This is a genomic window from Nocardiopsis sp. MG754419 (genome assembly GCF_018207095.1).
GTDB lineage: Bacteria > Actinomycetota > Actinomycetes > Streptosporangiales > Streptosporangiaceae > Nocardiopsis.
This window is the reverse complement of sequence record NZ_QOCZ01000045.1, coordinates 14240-33577: the sequence shown is the minus strand read 5'-3', so window position 1 is coordinate 33577 and position 19338 is coordinate 14240. Positions and strand designations below refer to the sequence as shown.

16 protein-coding genes and 1 tRNA gene are annotated in these 19338 nt (G+C 69.1%); 7 read left to right on the top strand and 10 right to left on the bottom strand.

The features are described from left to right. Positions 1–35: 35 nt before the first annotated feature. Both DSY14_RS11435 and paaN read right to left on the bottom strand, forming a co-directional pair. Positions 36–728, bottom strand: a complete 693-nt coding sequence (locus DSY14_RS11435; protein ID WP_211716483.1) for a carbonic anhydrase — start codon at positions 726–728, stop codon at positions 36–38. 208 nt (positions 729–936) lie between these two features. Continuing rightward, positions 937–2610, bottom strand: coding sequence for a phenylacetic acid degradation protein PaaN (gene paaN, locus DSY14_RS11430; RefSeq protein WP_211716482.1), 1674 nt, complete (start codon positions 2608–2610; stop codon positions 937–939). A 247-nt stretch (positions 2611–2857) separates the two neighbouring features. Between paaN and DSY14_RS11425 the strand changes: the two genes are divergently transcribed. Together DSY14_RS11425 and DSY14_RS11420 are read left to right on the top strand one after the other, a co-directional pair. Beyond that, a complete protein-coding gene (locus tag DSY14_RS11425; protein WP_211716486.1) occupies positions 2858–3400 on the top strand; it encodes a TetR/AcrR family transcriptional regulator in 543 nt (180 codons plus the stop codon). A 154-nt stretch (positions 3401–3554) separates the two neighbouring features. Continuing rightward, complete coding sequence (locus DSY14_RS11420; RefSeq protein ID WP_211716481.1) at positions 3555–4424, top strand: MHYT domain-containing protein; 870 nt, start codon at positions 3555–3557, stop codon at positions 4422–4424. Positions 4425–4446: 22 nt separating this feature from the next. Here DSY14_RS11420 and DSY14_RS11415 read toward each other — a convergent pair whose 3' ends face one another. Both DSY14_RS11415 and metG read right to left on the bottom strand, forming a co-directional pair. Next, positions 4447–5370 carry a TatD family hydrolase gene (locus tag DSY14_RS11415; protein ID WP_211716480.1) on the bottom strand — a complete coding sequence of 308 codons (924 nt, stop codon included), beginning with the start codon at positions 5368–5370 and terminating at the stop codon, positions 4447–4449. A 155-nt stretch (positions 5371–5525) separates the two neighbouring features. Continuing rightward, a complete protein-coding gene (gene metG / locus DSY14_RS11410) occupies positions 5526–7343 on the bottom strand; it encodes a methionine--tRNA ligase (protein ID WP_211716479.1) in 1818 nt (605 codons plus the stop codon). A 245-nt stretch (positions 7344–7588) separates the two neighbouring features. Here metG and DSY14_RS11405 point away from each other — a divergent pair, with 245 nt between their 5' ends. Further along, on the top strand, positions 7589–8047 hold the full coding sequence (locus DSY14_RS11405) for a hypothetical protein (protein ID WP_211716478.1): 459 nt from the start codon (positions 7589–7591) through the stop codon (positions 8045–8047). Positions 8048–8189: 142 nt separating this feature from the next. Continuing rightward, complete coding sequence (gene secD / locus DSY14_RS11400; protein ID WP_211716477.1) at positions 8190–10826, top strand: protein translocase subunit SecD; 2637 nt, start codon at positions 8190–8192, stop codon at positions 10824–10826. Positions 10827–10910: 84 nt separating this feature from the next. Here secD and DSY14_RS11395 read toward each other — a convergent pair whose 3' ends face one another. Together DSY14_RS11395 and rsmI are read right to left on the bottom strand one after the other, a co-directional pair. Further along, on the bottom strand, positions 10911–11579 hold the full coding sequence (locus DSY14_RS11395; RefSeq protein WP_211716476.1) for an AIM24 family protein: 669 nt from the start codon (positions 11577–11579) through the stop codon (positions 10911–10913). A 102-nt stretch (positions 11580–11681) separates the two neighbouring features. Further along, positions 11682–12557 carry a 16S rRNA (cytidine(1402)-2'-O)-methyltransferase gene (gene rsmI, locus DSY14_RS11390; protein WP_211716475.1) on the bottom strand — a complete coding sequence of 292 codons (876 nt, stop codon included), beginning with the start codon at positions 12555–12557 and terminating at the stop codon, positions 11682–11684. A gap of 112 nt (positions 12558–12669) precedes the next feature. Between rsmI and DSY14_RS11385 the strand changes: the two genes are divergently transcribed. The 3 genes from DSY14_RS11385 to DSY14_RS11375 all read left to right on the top strand — a co-directional run bounded on the left by DSY14_RS11385 (position 12670) and on the right by DSY14_RS11375 (position 15310). Next, complete coding sequence (locus DSY14_RS11385; protein ID WP_211716474.1) at positions 12670–14307, top strand: dolichyl-phosphate-mannose--protein mannosyltransferase; 1638 nt, start codon at positions 12670–12672, stop codon at positions 14305–14307. Between the two features lie 326 nt (positions 14308–14633). Continuing rightward, positions 14634–14837, top strand: coding sequence for a cold-shock protein (locus DSY14_RS11380; RefSeq protein ID WP_017603347.1), 204 nt, complete (start codon positions 14634–14636; stop codon positions 14835–14837). Positions 14838–14998: 161 nt separating this feature from the next. Then, positions 14999–15310 (top strand): sec-independent translocase, encoded by a 312-nt coding sequence (locus DSY14_RS11375; RefSeq protein WP_211716473.1) that lies wholly within the window; start codon positions 14999–15001, stop codon positions 15308–15310. Positions 15311–15334: 24 nt separating this feature from the next. On the opposite strand, the gene DSY14_RS11370 is transcribed toward DSY14_RS11375, so the two are convergent. The 4 genes from DSY14_RS11370 to DSY14_RS11355 all read right to left on the bottom strand — a co-directional run bounded on the left by DSY14_RS11370 (position 15335) and on the right by DSY14_RS11355 (position 19189). After that, positions 15335–15874 carry a hypothetical protein gene (locus DSY14_RS11370; RefSeq protein WP_307851189.1) on the bottom strand — a complete coding sequence of 180 codons (540 nt, stop codon included), beginning with the start codon at positions 15872–15874 and terminating at the stop codon, positions 15335–15337. A gap of 1379 nt (positions 15875–17253) precedes the next feature. Beyond that, positions 17254–17327: transfer RNA gene (locus DSY14_RS11365), tRNA-Ala, on the bottom strand. A gap of 69 nt (positions 17328–17396) precedes the next feature. Then, positions 17397–18065 (bottom strand): hypothetical protein, encoded by a 669-nt coding sequence (locus tag DSY14_RS11360; RefSeq protein WP_211716472.1) that lies wholly within the window; start codon positions 18063–18065, stop codon positions 17397–17399. 404 nt (positions 18066–18469) lie between these two features. After that, on the bottom strand, positions 18470–19189 hold the full coding sequence (locus DSY14_RS11355) for a GNAT family N-acetyltransferase (protein ID WP_211716471.1): 720 nt from the start codon (positions 19187–19189) through the stop codon (positions 18470–18472). Between the last annotated feature and the right edge of the window lie 149 nt (positions 19190–19338).

Here is a 19338-nt window from a genome sequence, read left to right as displayed (position 1 = left end):
GGCGGGGGGAGGGCCGAGGCCCGAAAGGGTTCGGGTCAGAGCCAGGAGACCGTGGAGTCGTCCAGTCCGTAGCGGGCCGCGACGATCTCCAACCGGCCGTCCTCGACGAACTCCCCGAGTTCGTCGTCCTCACGGAGCCGGTCGGCGATGTGCACCGCGTTGGCGCGCACGCAGGCGTCGAGGTGGTCCTCTCCGTCCACCTCGGGGGTGGAGTCCACGACCTCCAGGATCTCCTCGACGAGACCGCCGACGTGGCCGCCCGGGAGTTCCCCGGTCCGGTGGGCCTCGATGGCGGCGCTGACGGCGCCACAGCTCTGGTGGCCCACGACCGCGATCAGGGGCACGTGGAGGTGTTCGACCGCGTACGTGAGGCTGCCGAGGACCGACCCGTCCAGGACCTGTCCGGCGGAGCGGACGGTGAACAGGTCACCCAGCCCGCGGTCGAAGGTGAGCTCCGGCGCGACCCGGGAGTCGGCACAGCCGAGGATGACCGCGAAGGGCTCCTGCCCCTCGACCATCTCCGCACGCCGCGCCCGACCCTCGTGGGGGTGGCGGGAGTCGTAGCGTCTCCAGCGGCGATTGCCCTCCTTGAGCAGGCGCAACGCGTCCGAGGGGGATCCGGCGACCGAGGTGTCGGCCAGGGCCGGTGCGGGGAATGCGGTCATCGTGGCGGCGCCGACCCCGCCGAGAAGGGAGGCTCGGAGCGCTCCGCGTCGGCTGAAGGACATGTGGCCACTTCCTTTTCACTTGGGCGACATTCGGGACCTTTGTCGCTAAAACGAAAAGAAGCTATGCCCTCGCGAAGTGCGCGCACAATAGCTTTAACGCACCCCTAACGCGCACGAATCGCCCCGCGGTGGAACACCGCGGGGCGATGGTGGCCCCCGATCACGTCATCGGCACAGGTCGACCGGGACGCGCGAGGGTCGGGTCGGTTCAGACGTGGCGGCGCGACTGCACCAGGTCGAAACGGCCGGCGACGAAACGCGGATCGGTCAATGACGACGTGGCCGCCGGGTTGGCGCCGGAGCCGTGGTAGTCGCTGAAGGCGGCGGACTGGTTGACGAAGACGTCCTGGGTGAGGTTGATCGACAGGTTGACCCCGGCGTCCAGGGCGGCCTCCTCCGCGCTCTCCACCACGTCTTCGTCGGTGGAGTACACCGCGGCGGTGATGGCCCCGCGCTCGATGATGGTCTCCCGCATCAGGTGGAGGGAGCGTGCGGTGTCGGCGGTCGTGATCACGAAGGAGATCGGGCCGAAGTGCTCGCGCCCGTAGACCTCCCTTCGGTCGGCGTCCAGCCCGATCACCGCGGGCGTGCGGACGAGCGCCTCGGGGAACTCCGGATGCTCGGGGGCGGTGGAGGCCAGCAGGACCCGGCCCAGGTCGGTCGCGCCGTCCACCCGGTCGCGGACCCGCGCGTCGACCAGCGCACCCAGCACCCCGACCCGCCGCGCGGGGTCGGCCGCGAGCTCGGCGACGGCCCCGGCCAGGTCCGCGGCGAACGTGTCGGCGCTCTTGTGGCCCTCGTCGGTGGGGACGCCTCCGGTGGGGACGTAGACGTTCTGGGGGGTGGTGCACATCTGCCCCGAGTACAGGGACATCGCGTGGGCGAGGTTGGCGAGCATGGCCCGGTAGGCGTCGGTGGAGTCGACGACCACCGTGTTGACGCCGGCCTTCTCGGTGCTCACGAAGGCCTGGCGCGCGTTGGCCTCCAGCCAGTCACCGAACTCCGTGGACCCGGTGAAGTCGACGACCCGCACCTCGGGGCGCAGGGCGAGCACACCGGCGATCCGGTCGTCGTGCTCCTCGGCGGCCAGCAGCACGACGTCGGGGTTCAGGCCCTGTTCGCGAAGGACGTCCCGGGCGACGGCGACGGTGATCGCGAGCGGCAGCACCGCACCCGGGTGCGGTTTGACGATGACGGTGTTCCCGGTGACCAGGTCGGCGAACAGCGCCGGATAGGAGTTCCAGGTGGGGAACGTGGCGCAACCGATGACCAGGCCCACGCCACGGCTCCGGGCCGTGAACCTCTTGGCCATGGTGATCGGCTCCCCCCGGCGGCGCGGTTTGACCCAGGTGGCCTCACCGGTGGAGCGCTCGATCATGTCGTGGGCGTGGGCGACCGCTTCGAGTCCCCGGTCCTGCGCGTGCGGGCCACCCGCCTGGAAGGCCATGACGAAGGACTGTCCGCTGGTGTGCTGGACGGCGTGGCCCATCTCGAAGCTGCGCCGGTTGAGCCGGGCGAGGATCTCCAGGGCCACACCGGTGCGCACCGGGAGCGGGACCCGACGCCACTCGTGGAGCGCCGTTTCCGAGGCGGTGAGGAGGGCGTCCACGTCGGCGCGCGGATAGGAGACGTCGAGCCGCACACCATAGGGGGAGCGTTCGGTGGTCACGCGTCCGCGATCCCCCGGCCCTTCGAGCGGGAAGTCCCGACCGAGGTGGGCCTCGAACGCCGCCCGCCCCCGCGCGGCGGCGTCCTCGCCGTAGACGGAACGGCTGGGCGATTCCGGGAAGGGGGTGTGGTGGTGACGGCCGTGGATCGCCGCGATGGCGCCGTCAAGGGTCTCTCGGTGGCGTTCCAGCAGGTCCACGTTGTGCTTCGACACGACGCACGCCCTTCCTCAGGTGGTGGTCCGGGGTTTATGGTGTATTACTAACCGACCGTTCGTTCAGTTTGCAAACCCGGTCGTATGTCATGTGCGCGGACCCGCCTTTCTCCGCGCCCTCACCCCCCGCCGCAAGGTAGGTTCGACAAACGTGGCCCGAACTTCAGCACCCGAGAACTCCCGTGCCCGCGCGACCGGCCGACGCCGCTCAGGCCGCCCGGGGCACGACGCCGACTCCGTGCTGCGCGTGGCCGCCCGCGTGTTCAACGAGCGGGGATACGACGGAACCAGCATGGAGGACCTGGCCCGCGCCCTGGGCGTGACCAAGTCCGCGATCTACCACCACGTCTCCGGCAAGAGCGAACTGCTGCGCCAGTCCCTGGAAGTGGCGATGGACGCGCTGTTCGCGGTCACCCGGGAGGAGGGGGCGACCGACGGGCGCGCCATCGACCGCCTCGAACACGTGATGCGCGGCAGCGTCCGGGTACTGGTCGAGGAGTTGCCGCACGTGACGCTGCTGCTGCGGGTCCGCGGCAACACCGAGGTCGAGAAGCGGGCGTTGGAGCGCCGGCGACGGTTCGACCACCTGATCGCCGACCTGGTGCGGGAGGGCGTCGTCGACGGCGACATCCGCAGCGACGTGGATCCCGCGGTCGCGTCGCGCCTGCTGTTCGGCATGGTCAACTCGATCGTCGAGTGGTACAAACCGGACCGTGGTCTGGCCTGCGAGGAGATCGCCGACGCCCTGACCCGGATCGCCTTCGAGGGCCTGCGTTCCACCCGGGGTTGAGGAACCCGAGGCGAAACCTCCCGAAGGCACATTGGCCGGATCAGGCCACGGGAATCCGGACCGCGCCCCTGGTGACGGGCCCGCCGCGTCTCTACGATGCAAGGACAACGGTCGCCATTGTGACCGGAGTCATAGAAAGTAGAGGCCTGAGATCGTGGCCGACCTTTTCCCCCAAGGCCTTCTCAACCCCGCCCTCGCCTACAGCGTCTCGGCCATCGGATCCTTCCTGGGCCTGACCTTCGCGGCCAGGGCACGACGGTCGACCGGCCTGGTCCGTTGGCAGTGGCTGATCCTGGCGGCCCTGGCGCTCGGTGGCATCGCCGTGTGGTCGATGCACTTCATCGCGATGCTCGGACACACCATCCCCGGCACCATCGTCCGATACGACCCCCTGCTGACCCTGGTCAGCGGCCTGGTGCCCGTCCTCGTCATGGGCGTGGCCCTGTACCTGGTCCTCGACGACCACGGCACGGTACGCCTGCTCGTCTCCGGAGCTCTGCTGGGCGTCGGCGTCGTCTCCATGCACTACACCGGCATGGCCTCCATCAACCTGCACGGGGAGATGCACCACGATCTCGGTCCCGTGATCGTGTCCTGTGTGATCGGCCTGGTGGCGTCCACCGTGGCCCTGTGGTGCGCGCGGCACCTGCGCAACCTCGGAGCCATCCTGGGTGCGGCCCCGGTGATGGCGCTGGCCGTCACCGCCATGCACTACACCGGCATGGCCGGGCTGCACATCGTCGAACCGGGCTCCCTGCCCTCCGGCGTCCCCGACGGGGCCAAGGCCACCGAACTGGTGCTGCCCCTGATCGTCGGGCTGTTCGTCTTCCTCCTGATCTGCAGTCTCTTCCTGCTGCTCAGCGGAGACGAGGACGACCGCCGCGACTACACGCGCGCCTCCCACCGGTCGGTGGAGCACACCGTGCAGCGGAGCCAGGAGGACTACGTGCCACGGCACGGGGGCCCCACCGAGCCCGAGGAACGCCCCCGACAGGACGACGACGTGTGGACCCGGCGACGTTGACCCGCGCCGAGGGCGGTTCGGGTCAGAAGCCGAAGGCCCGGCGCGCGTTGTCGGCGACGATCGCGGCGAGCTCGTCCTCGTCCCTGACCTTGACCTCGGCGATCCTGCGCAGCGTGAGCGGGATCAGGTAGGGCGCGTTGGGGCGTCCTCGATAGGGCTTGGGGGTGAGGAAGGGCGCGTCGGTCTCCACCAGGATCAGCTCCGTCGGAGCGACGAGGGCCGCCTCGCGCAGCGGTTCGGCGCTGGCGAAGGTCACGTTGCCGGCGAAGCTCATGAAGTAGCCCCGTTCGGCGCACACCTCGGCCATCTCGGCGTCGCCCGAGAAACAGTGGAAGACGACCCGTTCGGGGGCGCCCTCCTCCTCCAGGATCCGCAGAACGTCGTCGTGCGCCTCCCGGTCGTGGATCATCAGCGCCTTGCCGTGCTTCTTGGCGATGGCGATGTGCCGGCGGAAGGACTCCTCCTGGGCGCGGGCGCCCTCGGGGCCGGTCCGGAAGGTGTCCATCCCGGTCTCCCCCACCGCGACGACCTCCGGCCGCGCGGCGAGCGCGTCGATCTCGGCGAGCTCGGCCTCCAGGGCCTCCAGACCTCCGGCGGGACGGGCCTTCTCCGTCCAGTCGGTGTCGTCGGCCTCCACTCCCTCGGCTCCGTCACCGTGCACCACGCGCGGGGCCTCGTTGGGGTGCAGGGCCACCGCGGCCCAGACCTTCCCGGGGTGCGCACCGGCGATCTCGACCGCCCAGCGCGAGGACGAGAGGTCGACGCCGACCTGGACCAGTGGGGACACCCCGACGGCTTCGGCGGCGGCGATGATCTCGGCGACCTCGGGGGTCTGCATGTCCATGTGGGTGTGGCTGTCGGCCACCCGCACCCGCAGCGCTTCGGGCGCCGGCGGCGGTGTCTGCGCGTTGCGCCCCTCGACCGCCCTGCCACTGCGCTTGCCCACGTTGACCGTCCCTCTCGTCGCCGTACGTCGTCCAGAATTCTAGGCGGGCCCGATCACCCCCGACGCACGCGGGGAACGTGGCCCGCCGCACGTCACCCGGACGCACCGCGGGCCCCGAGGTCGCGCCTCGAGGCCCGCGGACGTTCGTCTTCGACCTACTCCGTCTCACCGGCCAGACGGGCGAGCTCCTCGTCGACCACGGACGGGTCCAGCTTGGTGAACAGCGGCTCCGGACGGCCGAGCGGGGTGCCCGGGACGATCGGCACCGACGTCCAGCGGGCCGCGTTGTCGGCGTAGTCCCCGGTGATGACCGGGTAGTCCACCGCCTCCGCGGAGTCGCCGATGGTGTCGTGGCCGGTCTCGATCCGGGGCATGCCCGTCCAGGTCCCGTCCCCGCCGAGCATCGCGTAGACCTTGTTGGCGGCCTCGGGCAGGAACGGGGTGAGCAGCGTGTTGGCGTCCTGGACCAGCTGCAGCGCCACGTGCAGGACGGTGGCCATCCGCTCGGGATCGGTCTTCTTCAGCGCCCACGGGGCCTGGTCGGAGATGTACTTGTTGGCCTCGGCGACGGTGCGCATGGCCTCCTGGAGGCCCGCCTTGAACTGCGAACGCTCCAGGCGCGCGCCGACGGTGGCGAAGGCCTCCCGGGAGTCCTCCAGGACCTTGCGGTCCTCGGCGGTGAGCTCCCCGGCCGCGGGGATCTCACCGAGGTTCTTGGCCGCCATCGAGATGGACCGGTTGACCAGGTTGCCCCAGGCCGCGACCAGTTCGTCGTTGTTGCGGCGCACGAACTCGGCCCAGGTGAAGTCGGTGTCCTGGTTCTCCGGGCCGGCGGCCATGATGTAGTACCGCAGCGCGTCCGCGGAGTAGCGCTCCAGGAAATCGCGCACGTAGATCACCACGCGGCGCGAGGAGGAGAACTTCTGCCCCTCCATGGTGAGGAACTCGCTGGAGACCACCTCGCTGGGCACCGCGAGTGCGCCGAGGGGACCGGTCTCGCCGCCCCGGTCGCCCTCGCCGCTCGCGCCGAGCAGGATGGACGGCCAGATGACCGAGTGGAAGACGATGTTGTCCTTGCCCATGAAGTAGAAGGACTCGGCGTCCTCCCCCTGCCACCAGCGCCTCCAGGCGTCCGGCTCGCCGACGCGCTCGGCCCACTCGATGGACGCGGACAGGTAGCCGATGACCGCGTCGAACCACACGTACAGGCGCTTGTTGGCGTTCTCGCTCCACCCGTCCAACGGGATGGGGACGCCCCAGTTGAGGTCGCGGGTGACCGCGCGCGGCTGCAGGTCCTCCAGCAGGTTCAGGGAGAACTTGAGGACGTTGGGACGCCAGTCGCCCTCCTTGTCCTGAAGCCAGCCGGTGAGGACCTCCGCGAAGGCCGGCAGGTCGAGCATGAAGTGCTCGGTGTCCACGAACTCCGGGGTCTCCCCGTTGATCCGGGACCGGGGCGAGATCAGGTCGACGGGGTCGAGCTGGTTCCCGCAGTTGTCGCACTGGTCACCGCGGGCGCCGTCGTAGCCGCAGATGGGGCAGACGCCCTCGATGTAGCGGTCCGGCAGGGTGCGGCCGGTGGACGGGGAGATCGCGCCCTGCGTGGTGCGCGTGAAGACGTAGCCGTTGTCGTAGAGCGTGGTGAACAGCCGCTGGACCACGGCGTAGTGGTTACCGGTGGTGGTCCGGGTGAACAGGTCGTAGGACAGTCCGAGGGCGACCAGGTCCTCGGCGATGATCCGGTTGTAGCGGTCGGCCAGTTCCCGGGCGCTGACGCCCTCCTGGTCGGCCAGCACCTGGATCGGGGTGCCGTGTTCGTCGGTGCCGCTGACCATCAGCACGTTGTTCCCCGACATGCGCTGGAAGCGCGAGAAGACGTCGGAGGGGACCCCGAAGCCGGAGACGTGGCCGATGTGGCGCGGACCGTTGGCGTAGGGCCAGGCGACCGCGGTCAGGATGTGGCGATTCGACGACATGACTCAAGACTAAAGCCGGTCGGGGTGTCCACGCACCGCTTCCCCTGCTGCGGTGCGGGTGGCGGCACGTGCCGCCGGTGGGTCCGCTCGGATTCCCGCGCACGTTCCCACAACAGTTGTCCACAGGCGGTGGACGACGATTCCCCGGGGCGGGTCCCTGCCCTTATGCTCTGCTCAACGACGTCGAGTGCCACCGGGGCACCGACGCGGAACGGAAAGCGAACCTCCTATCCGGCCCTGAGGCGGTGGTCACCACGGTTACCCGTGCTCTACCCCGTCCTGCCCGGAGCACCGCGTCCCTGATCGCCGGCGTGGTTCTGATGGTCCTGCTGTCCTTTCCCTTGGCCGCCGCGCCGTCCGGCGACGGGGAGCACCTCCCCGCCACGGTCGGCTCCGCCGAGACCCCGGCCATCACCGCCGACTCCGGCTCCTCCTCCACCGCCCAGGCGGCGGGCGAGGAGGTCAAGCCCTATGTCGGACCGCAGACGGTCGCGCTCGGGCCGCCCGCCTCCACCTGCGACCAACGTCTGGTGCTGCGGGATCTGCCCGACGCGGTCCCTTCGTGCGCCCTGCGCCTGGCGGTGTGGGACCAGCCCTGGTGGCCGCTGCCCCTCCCCCATCACGACCCCGTTCCCGAACAGGTCGATGTGGGGGGTCTGCCGTCCACCCGGGCGCCGCCTCTCACCGAGCACACCACCGTCTGACCACCCCGGTCGGTCCTCACCCGTGTTCCACGGGTCCGGGCCCTCGCACCCCCCGTTCGGCCCCGGGCCACCCGACGCACTCGGGTCGTCCGGCTCCCGGGCACGCGACCGGTTCCACCATCCGCAGTGAGAGGTTCACCCCTTGTCCAGTCAAACGGGAGCGGGAGCGCGCTGGACGCGCGCGCTCATCTCCCTCCTCGTCATCCTCGTCGCGTTCGGCGCGGCGTGGTTCATCCCACCGCGCCTGGGTCTCGACCTGAGCGGCGGCACACAGATCGTCCTGGAGACCCAGGACGGTACCGACGGCACCGAGGCCAACTCGGAGAACACCGACATGGTCGTCGAGGTGTTGCGGCAGCGCATCGACCGACTCGGTGTGGCCGAGGCGACCATGTCCCGCTCCGGCGAGAACCGGATCATCGTCGAGCTTCCGGGCGTGCAGGACCCGGCCGAGGCCGCGCAGATCGTCGGTCAGACCGCGCAGCTGTCCTTCCACCCGGTCCTCGGTGTGGGCGAGGCCGGCGGCCAGGGGGTTCAGGCGCCGCAGGGCGGTGACTTCGCCAACCCGCCGGCGGACGAGGCGCGCGCCCCCGCCGACGGTGAGGGTGAGCCCCCCGCCGAGGGCGAGGGCGGAGAGATGTCGCAGGAGGAGCTGGAGGAGCTCCTCGGCGGCATGGGCGGCGGCGACCCGGGCGGCATGCCCCAGGCTCCCGCCGGTCCCTCCGCGGAGAACCCCGAGGACGTCGCGGTGACGCTGCCCGACTCCGAGGGCACCATGCTCCAGCTGGGCGATGCCGCCATCCAGGGTGACCGCGTCTCCAGCGCCGAGGCCGGGCTCGACCAGGTCAACCGCGCCCAGTGGGTCGTCAACGTCGGCTTCCGCGGCGAGGGGCGCGACCAGTGGCAGGAGCTCACCGGTGACGCCGCCTGTTTCCAGGAGGGCGACCCGCGCCGTCGCGTGGCGATCGTTCTGGACGACCAGATCATCTCGTCGCCGCAGGTGACGCAGGAGACCGCATGTGACGTGGGCATGGCCGGCGGCCAGACCACCATCAGCGGCGACTTCACCAACGAGACCGCCAACGAGCTGGCCGTGCTGATCGAGGGCGGTTCGCTGCCGCTGCCGGTCACCGAGGTCCAGCGTCAGACGGTCGGCCCGACCCTCGGTGCCGCCGCCATCCAGGCCAGCGCCATCGCGGCCGTCCTGGGTATCGCCTTCACCGCCCTGTACATCACGGTGGTCTACCGCCTGGTCGGTCTCCTGGCCTCGGTCGCCCTGGCGTTCTACACCCTGATCGCCTACGGCGCGATGGTGGCCATCGGCGCCACACTGACCCTGCCGGGTCTGGCCGGTTTCGTGTTGGCGATCGGTATGGCCATCGACGCCAACGTGCTCATCTTCGAACGAGCACGTGAGGAGTACCAACGCCAGCAACAGGTCTACGAGTCCAACAAGGCGTCCGGTATGAAGGACGCGGACGACGACGGCAAGGAGACCGGCGCGCTGGCGCGTCGCCGCCGCCGCGCGGTGCCGCCCAACCTGGAGAAGGCGTTCGTCCAGGGAACCCAGAAGGCCTGGAGCGCGGTCCTCGACACCAACGTCACGACGTTCCTCGCCGCCGGTCTGCTGTTCTTCTTCGCCTCCGGCACGGTTCAGGGCTTCGGTGTGACCCTGAGCATCGGCACCATCGCCTCCATGATCTCCGCGCTCATCATCGCCCGGGTGTTCGTGGAGTGGGCGGTGCGTCGCGCGGTCATCAAGACGCACCCCTCGATCAGCGGCATCGACCGGATCGGCAAGGTCCGTACCTGGCTGGTCGAGAAGAACCCGCGGCTCATGGACTTCCGCCGGGCCGGTCTCATCGTGGCGGCCCTGATCGTGGTCACCGCGATCGCCGCACCGCTGGTCCGCGACACCAACCTCGGTGTCGAGTTCACCGGCGGTCGTGTCCTGGAGTACGAGATCACCGGCGACGAGCAGCTGTCGGTGGACGAGGCCCGCCGTGTCATCTCCGGCCTGGACTTCGCGGGTTCGGACACCGCCGTGGTCCAGGAGTCGGGCAACGGCGACCTGTCCGTCCGTACCGGCGACATCTCCGACCCCGAGGCCGCGGGCATCACCGAGACCCTGGCCGAGGAGACCGGTGGTGTGGAGCTGATCAGCGACGAGCTGATCGGCCCGAGCATGGGCGACGAGCTGCGCGACCGGGCCCTGATCGCGCTCGGCGCGGCTCTGGCCCTGCAGATGGCCTACCTGGCTTGGCGTTTCCGCTGGTCGTTCGGTGTCTCGACGATGTTGTCACTGGCCTTCAACATGGTGCTGGTCATCGGCCTGTTCATCTGGCTGGGCAAGCCCATCGACGGGGTCTTCCTCGCCGCGATCCTGAGTGTCATCGGCTTCACCGTCAACGACTCGGTGGTGGTGTTCGACAGGGTGCGAGACGAGTGGGCGAGGGACGAGAAGTCCTCGTTCGCCGAGATCGCCAACCGAGCGGTGCTCAACACCCTGCCGCGTACGGTGAACACGACCGTCGGTGCGTGGATCATCCTGGGCTTCCTCACCTTCCTCGGTGGGTCCTCGCTCCAGGACTTCTCCATCGCGATGCTGGTCGGTCTGACGACCGGTGTGGTCTCCACCGTGTTCGTCGCGGTGCCGATCGCCATCTGGCTGCAGCGCTGGGACAAGACGCCCGCGCCGCACGTGCTCAAGGAGCGCAAGGCCAAGCAGAAGGTGGCCGCCAAGGCCGCCCGTGACGCCGACGACGGCGCCATCGTCTAGGTGTTTCCCCGCCCCCGGTGCCGAGCCGGGGGCCGAGGAAGGGCCCCGATCCGCACGACGCGGACCGGGGCCCTCGCTCTTCGGTCAGGAGCTCGCCTGGGGGTGTGTCTGCCCCTCGGAGGCCTGGACGAGCACGAAGCCCTTCCCCTCCAGCGCCAACTGGAAGGCCTCACCACTACCGCGACCGATGAACGCGCCGGCCTTGACCGTGCTGCGGATGCTCGTCTCCAACGACGTGCTCCAGGCCACCGCCGCGTTGGTGTCGACGAAGGTCGGCTGGTCGACCTGGAGCAGCACCGGTGCGCCGTGGCACACCACGGCCACCCGGCCCCGGCCGGTGAACACGGTGTTGAAGATCCCGCCGGAGACCATCCCGCCCAGCCCCCGGACCCGGTTGATGTCCCACTCCAGAGTCGACTCGAACGCCAGGACGTTGTCGCCGTTCACCGTGAGCGAGTCGTCCTCCAGGTCGATCAGGTGCACGTCCCAGGCGTTGTGGGCCAGGAACACGTCACCCGAACCGGACACCCGCATCAGCGGGAGCCCCTCACCGGTGAAGGTCTTCTTCATGAACCGGCCGACACCGCCGGCGCCCTGGAAGGCGAAGTCGATCCCGCCCTGGTAGGCGACCATCGCGCCCTGTCGGCCGAGGAACTCGCCCCCGTGGAGTCCGACCCGCAGCATCTTGCGGTTCTGCAGGTGCATGCCGGGTTCGCGGACCTCCTGGGCCTCCTGGAACAGTTCACTGCGCATGTGGGCATCCTCTTCTCGCCTTGCGGGTCATCGCCTTGTTCGACGCGCGACTCGCACCAGGGTTCCATTCGCAGACGGGGCGTGATGCCCCGCCCCGACCCCTCACTCCGCCTCCACCACTCCGTGGACCAGGTCGTAGACGCGCCGCTTGGGCACACCGGTCTCCTTGGCGACCCGGACGATGGCCTCCTTGCGCCGCACCCCCTCGTCCTCCAGGGCTCCCACGGCGGCGATCAGGTCGGTGTCGCTCGTGCTCTCCGCTCGCGGTCGCGCACCCTCGACCACCACGGAGATCTCACCGCGCACACCCTCGGACGCCCACTCGGCGAGTTCGGCAAGACCGCCACGGCGTACCTCCTCGAAGGTCTTGGTGAGCTCGCGGCAGACCGCCGCCCGACGGTCGGTCCCGAACGCCGTCGCCATCGCCTCCAGGGTGGCGGCGATCCGGTGCGGGCTCTCGAAGAAGACCATCGTGCGGCGCTCACCGGCCAACTCCTCCAGGTACGACCGCAGGCCCTTGCGCGGCGGGAACCCCTCGAAGCAGAATCGGTCCGTGGGAAGTCCGGAGACCACCAGCGCGGTGGTCACCGCCGACGGCCCCGGGATCGCCGTGACCGGAATCCCCTCCTCCGCGCAGGCGGCCGCCAGCCGGTAACCGGGGTCGGACACACCGGGCATGCCCGCGTCGGTGACGACCAGCACCTCCTCGCCCCGGCGCAGGTCGGCGAGGAGCTCGTCTCCTCGACGGCTCTCGTTCGCGTCGTAGTAGGACACGACACGGGCGCCGGACTCCCCGCCCAGGCGGACATCGGCTCGGGAGGCGAACTGGCGCAACCGGCGGGTGTCCTCCGCGGCGATCACGCGCGCCTCCCTCAGCGCGTGCAACAACCGAGGTGGCGCGTCCTCCAGGTTCCCGATGGGCAACCCGGCCAGGACGAGCCTCCCGACGCGCCGCCTCTCGTCCGCACCCTCAACCACTGTGATCCCCGTCCTGTCGCGCTACCGTTGGCCATGATCGAACCATCCGAAACCGGGTTTCGCGGCCCGTCCGCAACGGACCCCCATCTCTGACCCCAACCTACGAGCCGAGATGACCACCACCGATCTTCCCAGCGAGGCCGAGCCCTCGCCCCCACCGGCCGCGGCCCGGCCCGCCGACCTCCGATCCCGCTTCGTACCCCCCGTTCCCACGCCCGCGTGGGCGGGCTGGCTGGGTGCCGGCATCATCGCGCTGTTCGCCGGAGCGCTGAGGTTCTTCCACCTCGGGCAGCCCGACCGGATCTACTTCGACGAGACCTACTACGCCACGGACGCCTTCGCCCTGTGGCGCTTCGGCTACGAACACGAGACCGTCGACGACTCGGACACCATGCTGGCCGGGGGCGACGCGGACATCTTCACCGGGGCGGGTGACTTCATCGTCCACCCGCCCGTCGGCAAGTGGATGATCGCCCTCGGCGACTGGCTCTGGTCACTGATGCCGTTCGGCACCGCGGTCAGCCCGGAGGGCTGGCGGGTGGCCTCCGCCTTGGCGGGGATGATCTCGGTTCTCATCCTGGTCCGGCTCGCCACCCGCATGACCCGGTCCCTGCTGCTCGGGTGCACCGCCGGCCTGATCCTGGCCCTGGACGGCCTGCACTTCACGCTGAGCCGCATCGCCATGGTGGACATCTTCCTCACCCTGTGGATCCTGGCCGGGTTCGCCTGCCTGGTCATCGACCGGGACCGGACGAGGGAACGTCTGGTCCGCCTGGCCGAGGCCGGTATCGACGTGACCACGGTGGGCTGGCTGGGTCCGCGGTGGTGGCGCCTGGCGGCCGGTCTGTGCTTCGGTCTGGCGGTCGGCACCAAGTGGTCGGCCCTGTTCTTCATCGCCGCCTTCGGCCTGCTCACCGTCGCCTGGGACTACGGCGCGCGACGCAGCGTGGGGCAGCGGCGCGTCTTCGGCCGCTGGCTGGGGATCGACGCCGTCCCCGCGTTCCTCCAGACCGTGGTCGTCGCCGGGATCGTCTACCTGGTGTCCTGGTCCGGATGGCTGTTCACCCGAGGCGGCTACAACCGCGACTTCGCCGACGGTCGGGTCCCCGACGGGGTGCCGGACTTCCTGGCCACGCCCATCGAGGCTCTCTGGAGTCTGGCCGACTACCACGACCGGATGATGAACTTCCATTCCGGGCTGGCCAGCGACCACACCTACATCTCCGCACCGTGGGAATGGCTGATCATGCGCACCCCGGTGATGTTCCACTACGACGGCCAGGCCGTCGGGTGCGACACCGGCGGCTGCGTGACCTCGGTGGTGTCCATCGGCACACCGGTCATCTGGTGGGCGAGCATCATCGCCACGGTGGTCGTATTCGGTTGGTGGATCACCTTCCGCGACTGGCGTGCGGGCGCGGTGCTGCTCGGAATCGCCGCCGGATGGCTGCCGTGGTTCGCCTTCCCGGACCGCCCCATGTTCCTGTTCTACGCACTGCCGTTCCTGCCGTTCCTGGTGCTGGCCATCGTGCTGGCGTTGGGACTGCTGATGGGGGCGGGCGAGGACAGTCCCCGTTTCGCGCCCTATACACGTGCGCTCGGCGGAGTGGTCTTCGGTGTGGTGGTGCTGTTGGTGATCGCCAACTTCGCCTACCTGTACCCGGTGCTTTCGGCCTATCCGCTTCCCGACGGCACGTGGGGGGACCGACTGTGGTTCGAGGTATGGATCTACGGCAGTGACGCCTCCTGATCGAGGATCGACCCGGGGAACGGAGTAAACCGTTCCCCGGCGCACAACTCCATTAGTGGCACAACGGCTGGAAATCAACCTTTTCGAGTAGCCGAAACAGGACACGGTGATATCAGTGATTCCCGGGTGAAAGGCCTCGGCAGGGTCGCACTCTCCCTGGTACTGTCTGCAACTGGTTGCTGTTGTAGTTTCCATGGATGCCCCAGGCGCCTCGCGGAACTTCACGTGGGCGCTTGTCGATTCGGGTATGACCCTTCTTCGGTCCGGCGCCCGGCGACCCGGGACCAGCAGGGTGCGGTCCCGCCGTAGTCCCCAAGGGAGAGCACATGGCTCAGGGCACCGTGAAGTGGTTCAACTCTGAGAAGGGTTTCGGGTTCATCGCCGTCGAGGGTGGTCAGCCCGACGTGTTCGTTCACTACTCGGCGATCGCGGGCACCGGCTTCCGGAACCTGGAAGAGGACCAGAAGGTCGAGTTCGACATCATCCAGGGCCCGAAGGGCCCGCAGGCGGCGGACGTTCGCACGGTCTGACCGTCACACGTGCGTTTCCCCAGCCCTCCGCTCGGCCCGAGCGGGGGGCTGGTTCGCGTCCGGGCGACCCTTGGCGCTCGGATGGGGACACGGTTACCCAAGGGTGGCGATACCGGTTAACCTGCTTGAAGCTGGTAGGCACCCGAGGGCGAGGATGACACATGTTCGGCATCAGTGGGGGAGAGTTCGTCATCCTCCTGCTTCTCGCGCTGCTGATCTTCGGACCCGACCAGCTCCCCAAGGCGGCGCAGCAGGTCGGCCGTGTCCTCCGTCAGCTCCGCACCATGGCCAACTCCGCCTCCAGCGACATCAAGGAGGGGCTCGGCCCGGAGTACAAGGACTTCGACGTCCAGGACCTCAACCCCAAGCGCTTCATTCAGAAGCACTTCTGGGACGACGAGGAGGAGACCTCCGAGAAGCCGGTCTCCCGCCTCAACGGCAAGCGCCCGCCCTTCGACGACGAGGCGACCTGACCCCGGTCCGAGCCGACCCGGCGCTCAGCTCACCAGCATGAGGAAGAACGCTCCCAGTCCCAGCAGGATGATCGATCCCGTGATGATCACGAGCGACCCCACCGCCAGGATGAGCAGTTCCAGCGTCACCGCTCCGCCCAGGGCCGCGAGCAACCACGGCCATCGTGACCTCGGTGCCCAGTCGTGCCGGCGTTCCCGTGCCACCGCCACGGCCAGGCCGACCGCGATGATCAGCCAGAACACCAGGTGCGCGACGACGCGCACGCCCGGATCCACGTAGTCGGCCATCCCACCGACCACCATCACGTAGAGGACCGTGAACGTGGCCAGGTGCCAAAAGCCCCGGCCGCGTTCGGCCCGCACGGATTTGCTGCGCGCCCTGGTGGTGCGCCGGAACCCCTCCCCCGCGATCACCGCGGACTCCTCGGAGACGGGTTCCACCCGACTCTCGGGCGGCCGTCGGGGTGGCTCGGTCTCCGGCTCCGGTGGGGGCGCGTATCCACCGGCGGTCTCTGGTTCCCTGGGGTACTCGTATCCGCCTGGCTGCTGAGGGGATTCGGACACTGCTCCTGGTCGCCCCTTCACTTCGGCTTCGGGCCCGAGCGGTACGGCCCGGACGACGTACCGGACTCCTACCCTGTCGGGTCATCGGTCAAATCCCCACCGGTCACGGTACGGAGTCGAACTCGCACACAAAGAAAGGGCCCGACGACCGAGTCGACGGGCCCCCGAAACGTGCCGGCACCGCGTGGGCACCGTCAGGTCGGACCGGCTACCACCAGGTCCAGCCGTTGTTCGTACGGCTGCTCTGCGCGTGCATGGTCATGGCATCTGCCTTTCTCGGTGTTTCCAGCCCATCCCGGAACCAAGATGTCCTATCGCGGCAGAGTCCACAAGGGCCGAGGCCGAATATTCATCATTCCATGGCTTGCACGGGGCCAAAGGTTGCAGCGCCACTTCGCAAATAGCCGGAGAACCCCATATCCACGCAGCTCAGGCAAGTTCCCATTGCGTTCACAGGGCAGGATCCTCCCCGATGACCTGCAAAAACAACACCCTTGGCGGGCAAAATCGGAAGGGTCTGACATAACGGAGAGCAACGATCTCGCCATTGTCACGGAGCGCATCACAATCCCGTCGGGGAACCCGATTCCACCCGCCACCGTAGCGTGTCCCGACGTCACGGGGGAGCAATACCGGGTAGCCAACACCGCGAAAACGCACCATAGCGGCACTAACGTGACTCTTCGCAAGAAGCCGGGCGTTACTCTCAGTGATTTTACGAAGACCCGGTTGCATCCCGGCACGCGCCTCTGGCGCTCCGTCGGCCCCTGTTTCGGACAAGACCAAAGGCAGGTAAGCCCCCTGCCGTTCCAGCGGCCCCGACCGGCCGCCCGCACACACCGCCGGCCGGGCACGCGCGGGGCCGCTCGCCCGCCCGACCCGATGACCGGGCGCGCCACACCGACCTCGCGACCGCCCTTGCGATCCACGGCCCGCTGATTCCCGTGGCGGTCCGCCTCGATGACCAGGACACACGTCGCCGGAACCGGGACACGGCGACCACGAGGGCATCGGACCCGCGCGAAAAGTCCGGGTGATCCGGCGTTCTGATGGGTAGGCTGGGCCCACATCGGCTCCACCCCGCCAAGGGGATAGACGCTTCGCCGGTGACACTCGGGGCTCAGGTCCGGACGACCTCCCGCCGCAGGGAACAGCGAACACGACGTCCGGCCCAGGACACGAGCGAGGGCCCGATCCACGGATCGGGCCCTCGTGCTTTCTCCGGACGGTCGCGCGATCCACGCCCCGGAGGACGACGTGCGCGACCCACCGTCCGCTCCGGGCCCGCCCCCTCCGTGGGGCTCCCGGAGACCGCGGACAACGAAAAGACCCGGGGGCGGTGAAGGATGTCACCGACCACCCGGGTCTCTTCTCTTCGGTGGAGCTGAGGGGATTTGAACCCCTGACCCCCTCGATGCGAACGAGGTGCGCTACCGGACTGCGCCACAGCCCCGAAGACGTGACCAACATTAGCAGGAAAGTTCGGGTGGTCCGAACGCCCGCTCGGGCGTTCGGACCCCGGTCAGTCCCCGGCCGCCCTGAGGCGGGCGTCGGTGTACTGGTCGTAGACCTGACTCCGGCGCTCCTTCAGGGCGATCACCTTGGCCTCACGTTCGACCTCACGGGCGTAGCGGTCGCGGGCCCGACGGGCACGGAGCACCGTTCGGCGACGCGCCACCAGGTGCGCGCGACGGCGTTCCGCGTCGGCCTTGGCCGCCTCCCGCAGGAGCGCGAGGTGTCCGGCGAGCAACACGATCGGCGGCGCGATCACCCACCACGGGCCGAGGCCGAAGGCGACGGCCACGATGGTGGCGATGTTCAGCAGGGTGAGCGCGCTGGTGCGTCGTCGCCGACGGGCGATGACCCGGGCCCGCGGTTCGGGCGAGGGCCTCGTGCTGCGCTCGACGTGACGCGGTGCCTCGGCCTCGACGTCCTCGTCCGTGTGCTCGTCGTGGAACCCCGGGCGGATGATGACCTGGGTCTCGGTGAGATCCGGGTCCTCGTCCTCTTCCTGAGGTACTTCGACGTCGTCCTCGACGTCCTCCTCGACATCCTCATGGGCGTCCGGCTCGACGTCGTCGCGCCGGGCGTCCTCGTGGACCGGCTCCGCGGCGTCCTTGCGCAGCAACATCGGCACCAGGACGATGAGCCAGACCACCACGATGGCGAGGTACAGAGGAGAGCTGCTCATCACCCCTCCTCACGATGACGGCCACTGAACGTTGATCGACACTTCGTCGACACCGCGCCGCGTGTACGTGAACGCAGTCCCGGAAGTACAGACGTCTCCCGGCTCGGCATCGTTCCTGACTCCGGTCGGAGCAGGAGCGAATCCCGTGCGCCAAATCCACGCGTTGCCCGCATCGTCAATGCGTCTATGTTCCGCACGGTACGACCCCGTGTCCATAAATGCGCCACATTCTGACCGGAGTGTCGCAAGATTGTGGACCTTCAGTTTCGGTCGATCCTCCTCCGTGGGAGAAACCCCAGGTCAGATCGAGACTGCGGAGAGCAGTGTCAATTCAACGCAAAGTAATGAATGAATGTGCTTAAAAACAGGTTTAAGCGCTACCGGCGTCGACGAGACCGCCATGATCAGTTCGGCTCAGAGCGCGGACTCGCTGGATCTCGCGGTTCCCCGCCACCGTTCGGGTCCTGTGGCCCCAAAGCGGAACCAGGGCCGGAACCACCCTCCGTGAGCGGTCCGGAAGACCCTCCGTCATACCAGCGGCGCAGCACGCCCCGAGGAGCCTCCTCGGCGGTGATCGCGTAGCAGATGTGATCCCGCCAGGCCCCGTCGATGTGCAGCTGTCTGCGGCGCACGCCCTCGTCCCGGAAGCCGAGCTTGGCGACCACGTTCCTGCTGGCACGGTTCTCGGGGCGGATATTGGCCTCGATCCGGTGGAGTCCGACATGGAAGAAGGAGTGGTCGACGGCCAACGCGACCGCGGTCGGGGTGATGCCCCGACCCGCGTAGGCACTGTCGATCCAGTAGCCGACCTGCGCCGACCTGGCCGAACCCCACACGATGGCGCCGACGGTGAGCTGGCCCACGAAACGGTCGTCGTAGGTGACCGCCCACGGCATGGACAGACCCTGGCGGGCCTCACGACGAATGGCCTGGATCATCGCGATGTAGGGCGACAGCCCGGTGGTGCGCAACGGCATCTCCGGGTAGGTCGGCTCCCAGGGGCGGAGCCACTCCGCGTTGCGGGAACGGGTGTCGCGCAGGGCGGGGGCGTCGCGCAGGCGCAGCGGGCGAAGCACGATCCGCCCCTCCTGGAGGGTGGCCGGCCACCTCTGTCTGCGATTCACGTCGTCCCTCCGTGACCCTGTGCACCACCCGGCGCGGGTACGCCAACGGACCTCCGGGGGCCCGTGCGCCCGTTGTCCGTGACCCTTCCAGTATTCCACCCCCGCCGGTGTGCGGTGGCGCGCGTCACTCTCACGACACTGGAATCGGA

Coding starts and splice junctions, on each gene's coding strand:
- DSY14_RS11435 (WP_211716483.1), bottom strand. CDS start 728: ATGTCCTTCAGCCGACGCGGAGCGCTCCGAGCCTCCCTTCTCGGCGGG.
- metG (WP_211716479.1), bottom strand. CDS start 7,343: ATGTCGTCGAATCGCCACATCCTGACCGCGGTCGCCTGGCCCTACGCC.
- DSY14_RS11395 (WP_211716476.1), bottom strand. CDS start 11,579: ATGCGCAGTGAACTGTTCCAGGAGGCCCAGGAGGTCCGCGAACCCGGC.
- DSY14_RS11385 (WP_211716474.1), top strand. CDS start 12,670: ATGACCACCACCGATCTTCCCAGCGAGGCCGAGCCCTCGCCCCCACCG.
- DSY14_RS11380 (WP_017603347.1), top strand. CDS start 14,634: ATGGCTCAGGGCACCGTGAAGTGGTTCAACTCTGAGAAGGGTTTCGGG.
- DSY14_RS11375 (WP_211716473.1), top strand. CDS start 14,999: ATGTTCGGCATCAGTGGGGGAGAGTTCGTCATCCTCCTGCTTCTCGCG.
- DSY14_RS11360 (WP_211716472.1), bottom strand. CDS start 18,065: ATGAGCAGCTCTCCTCTGTACCTCGCCATCGTGGTGGTCTGGCTCATC.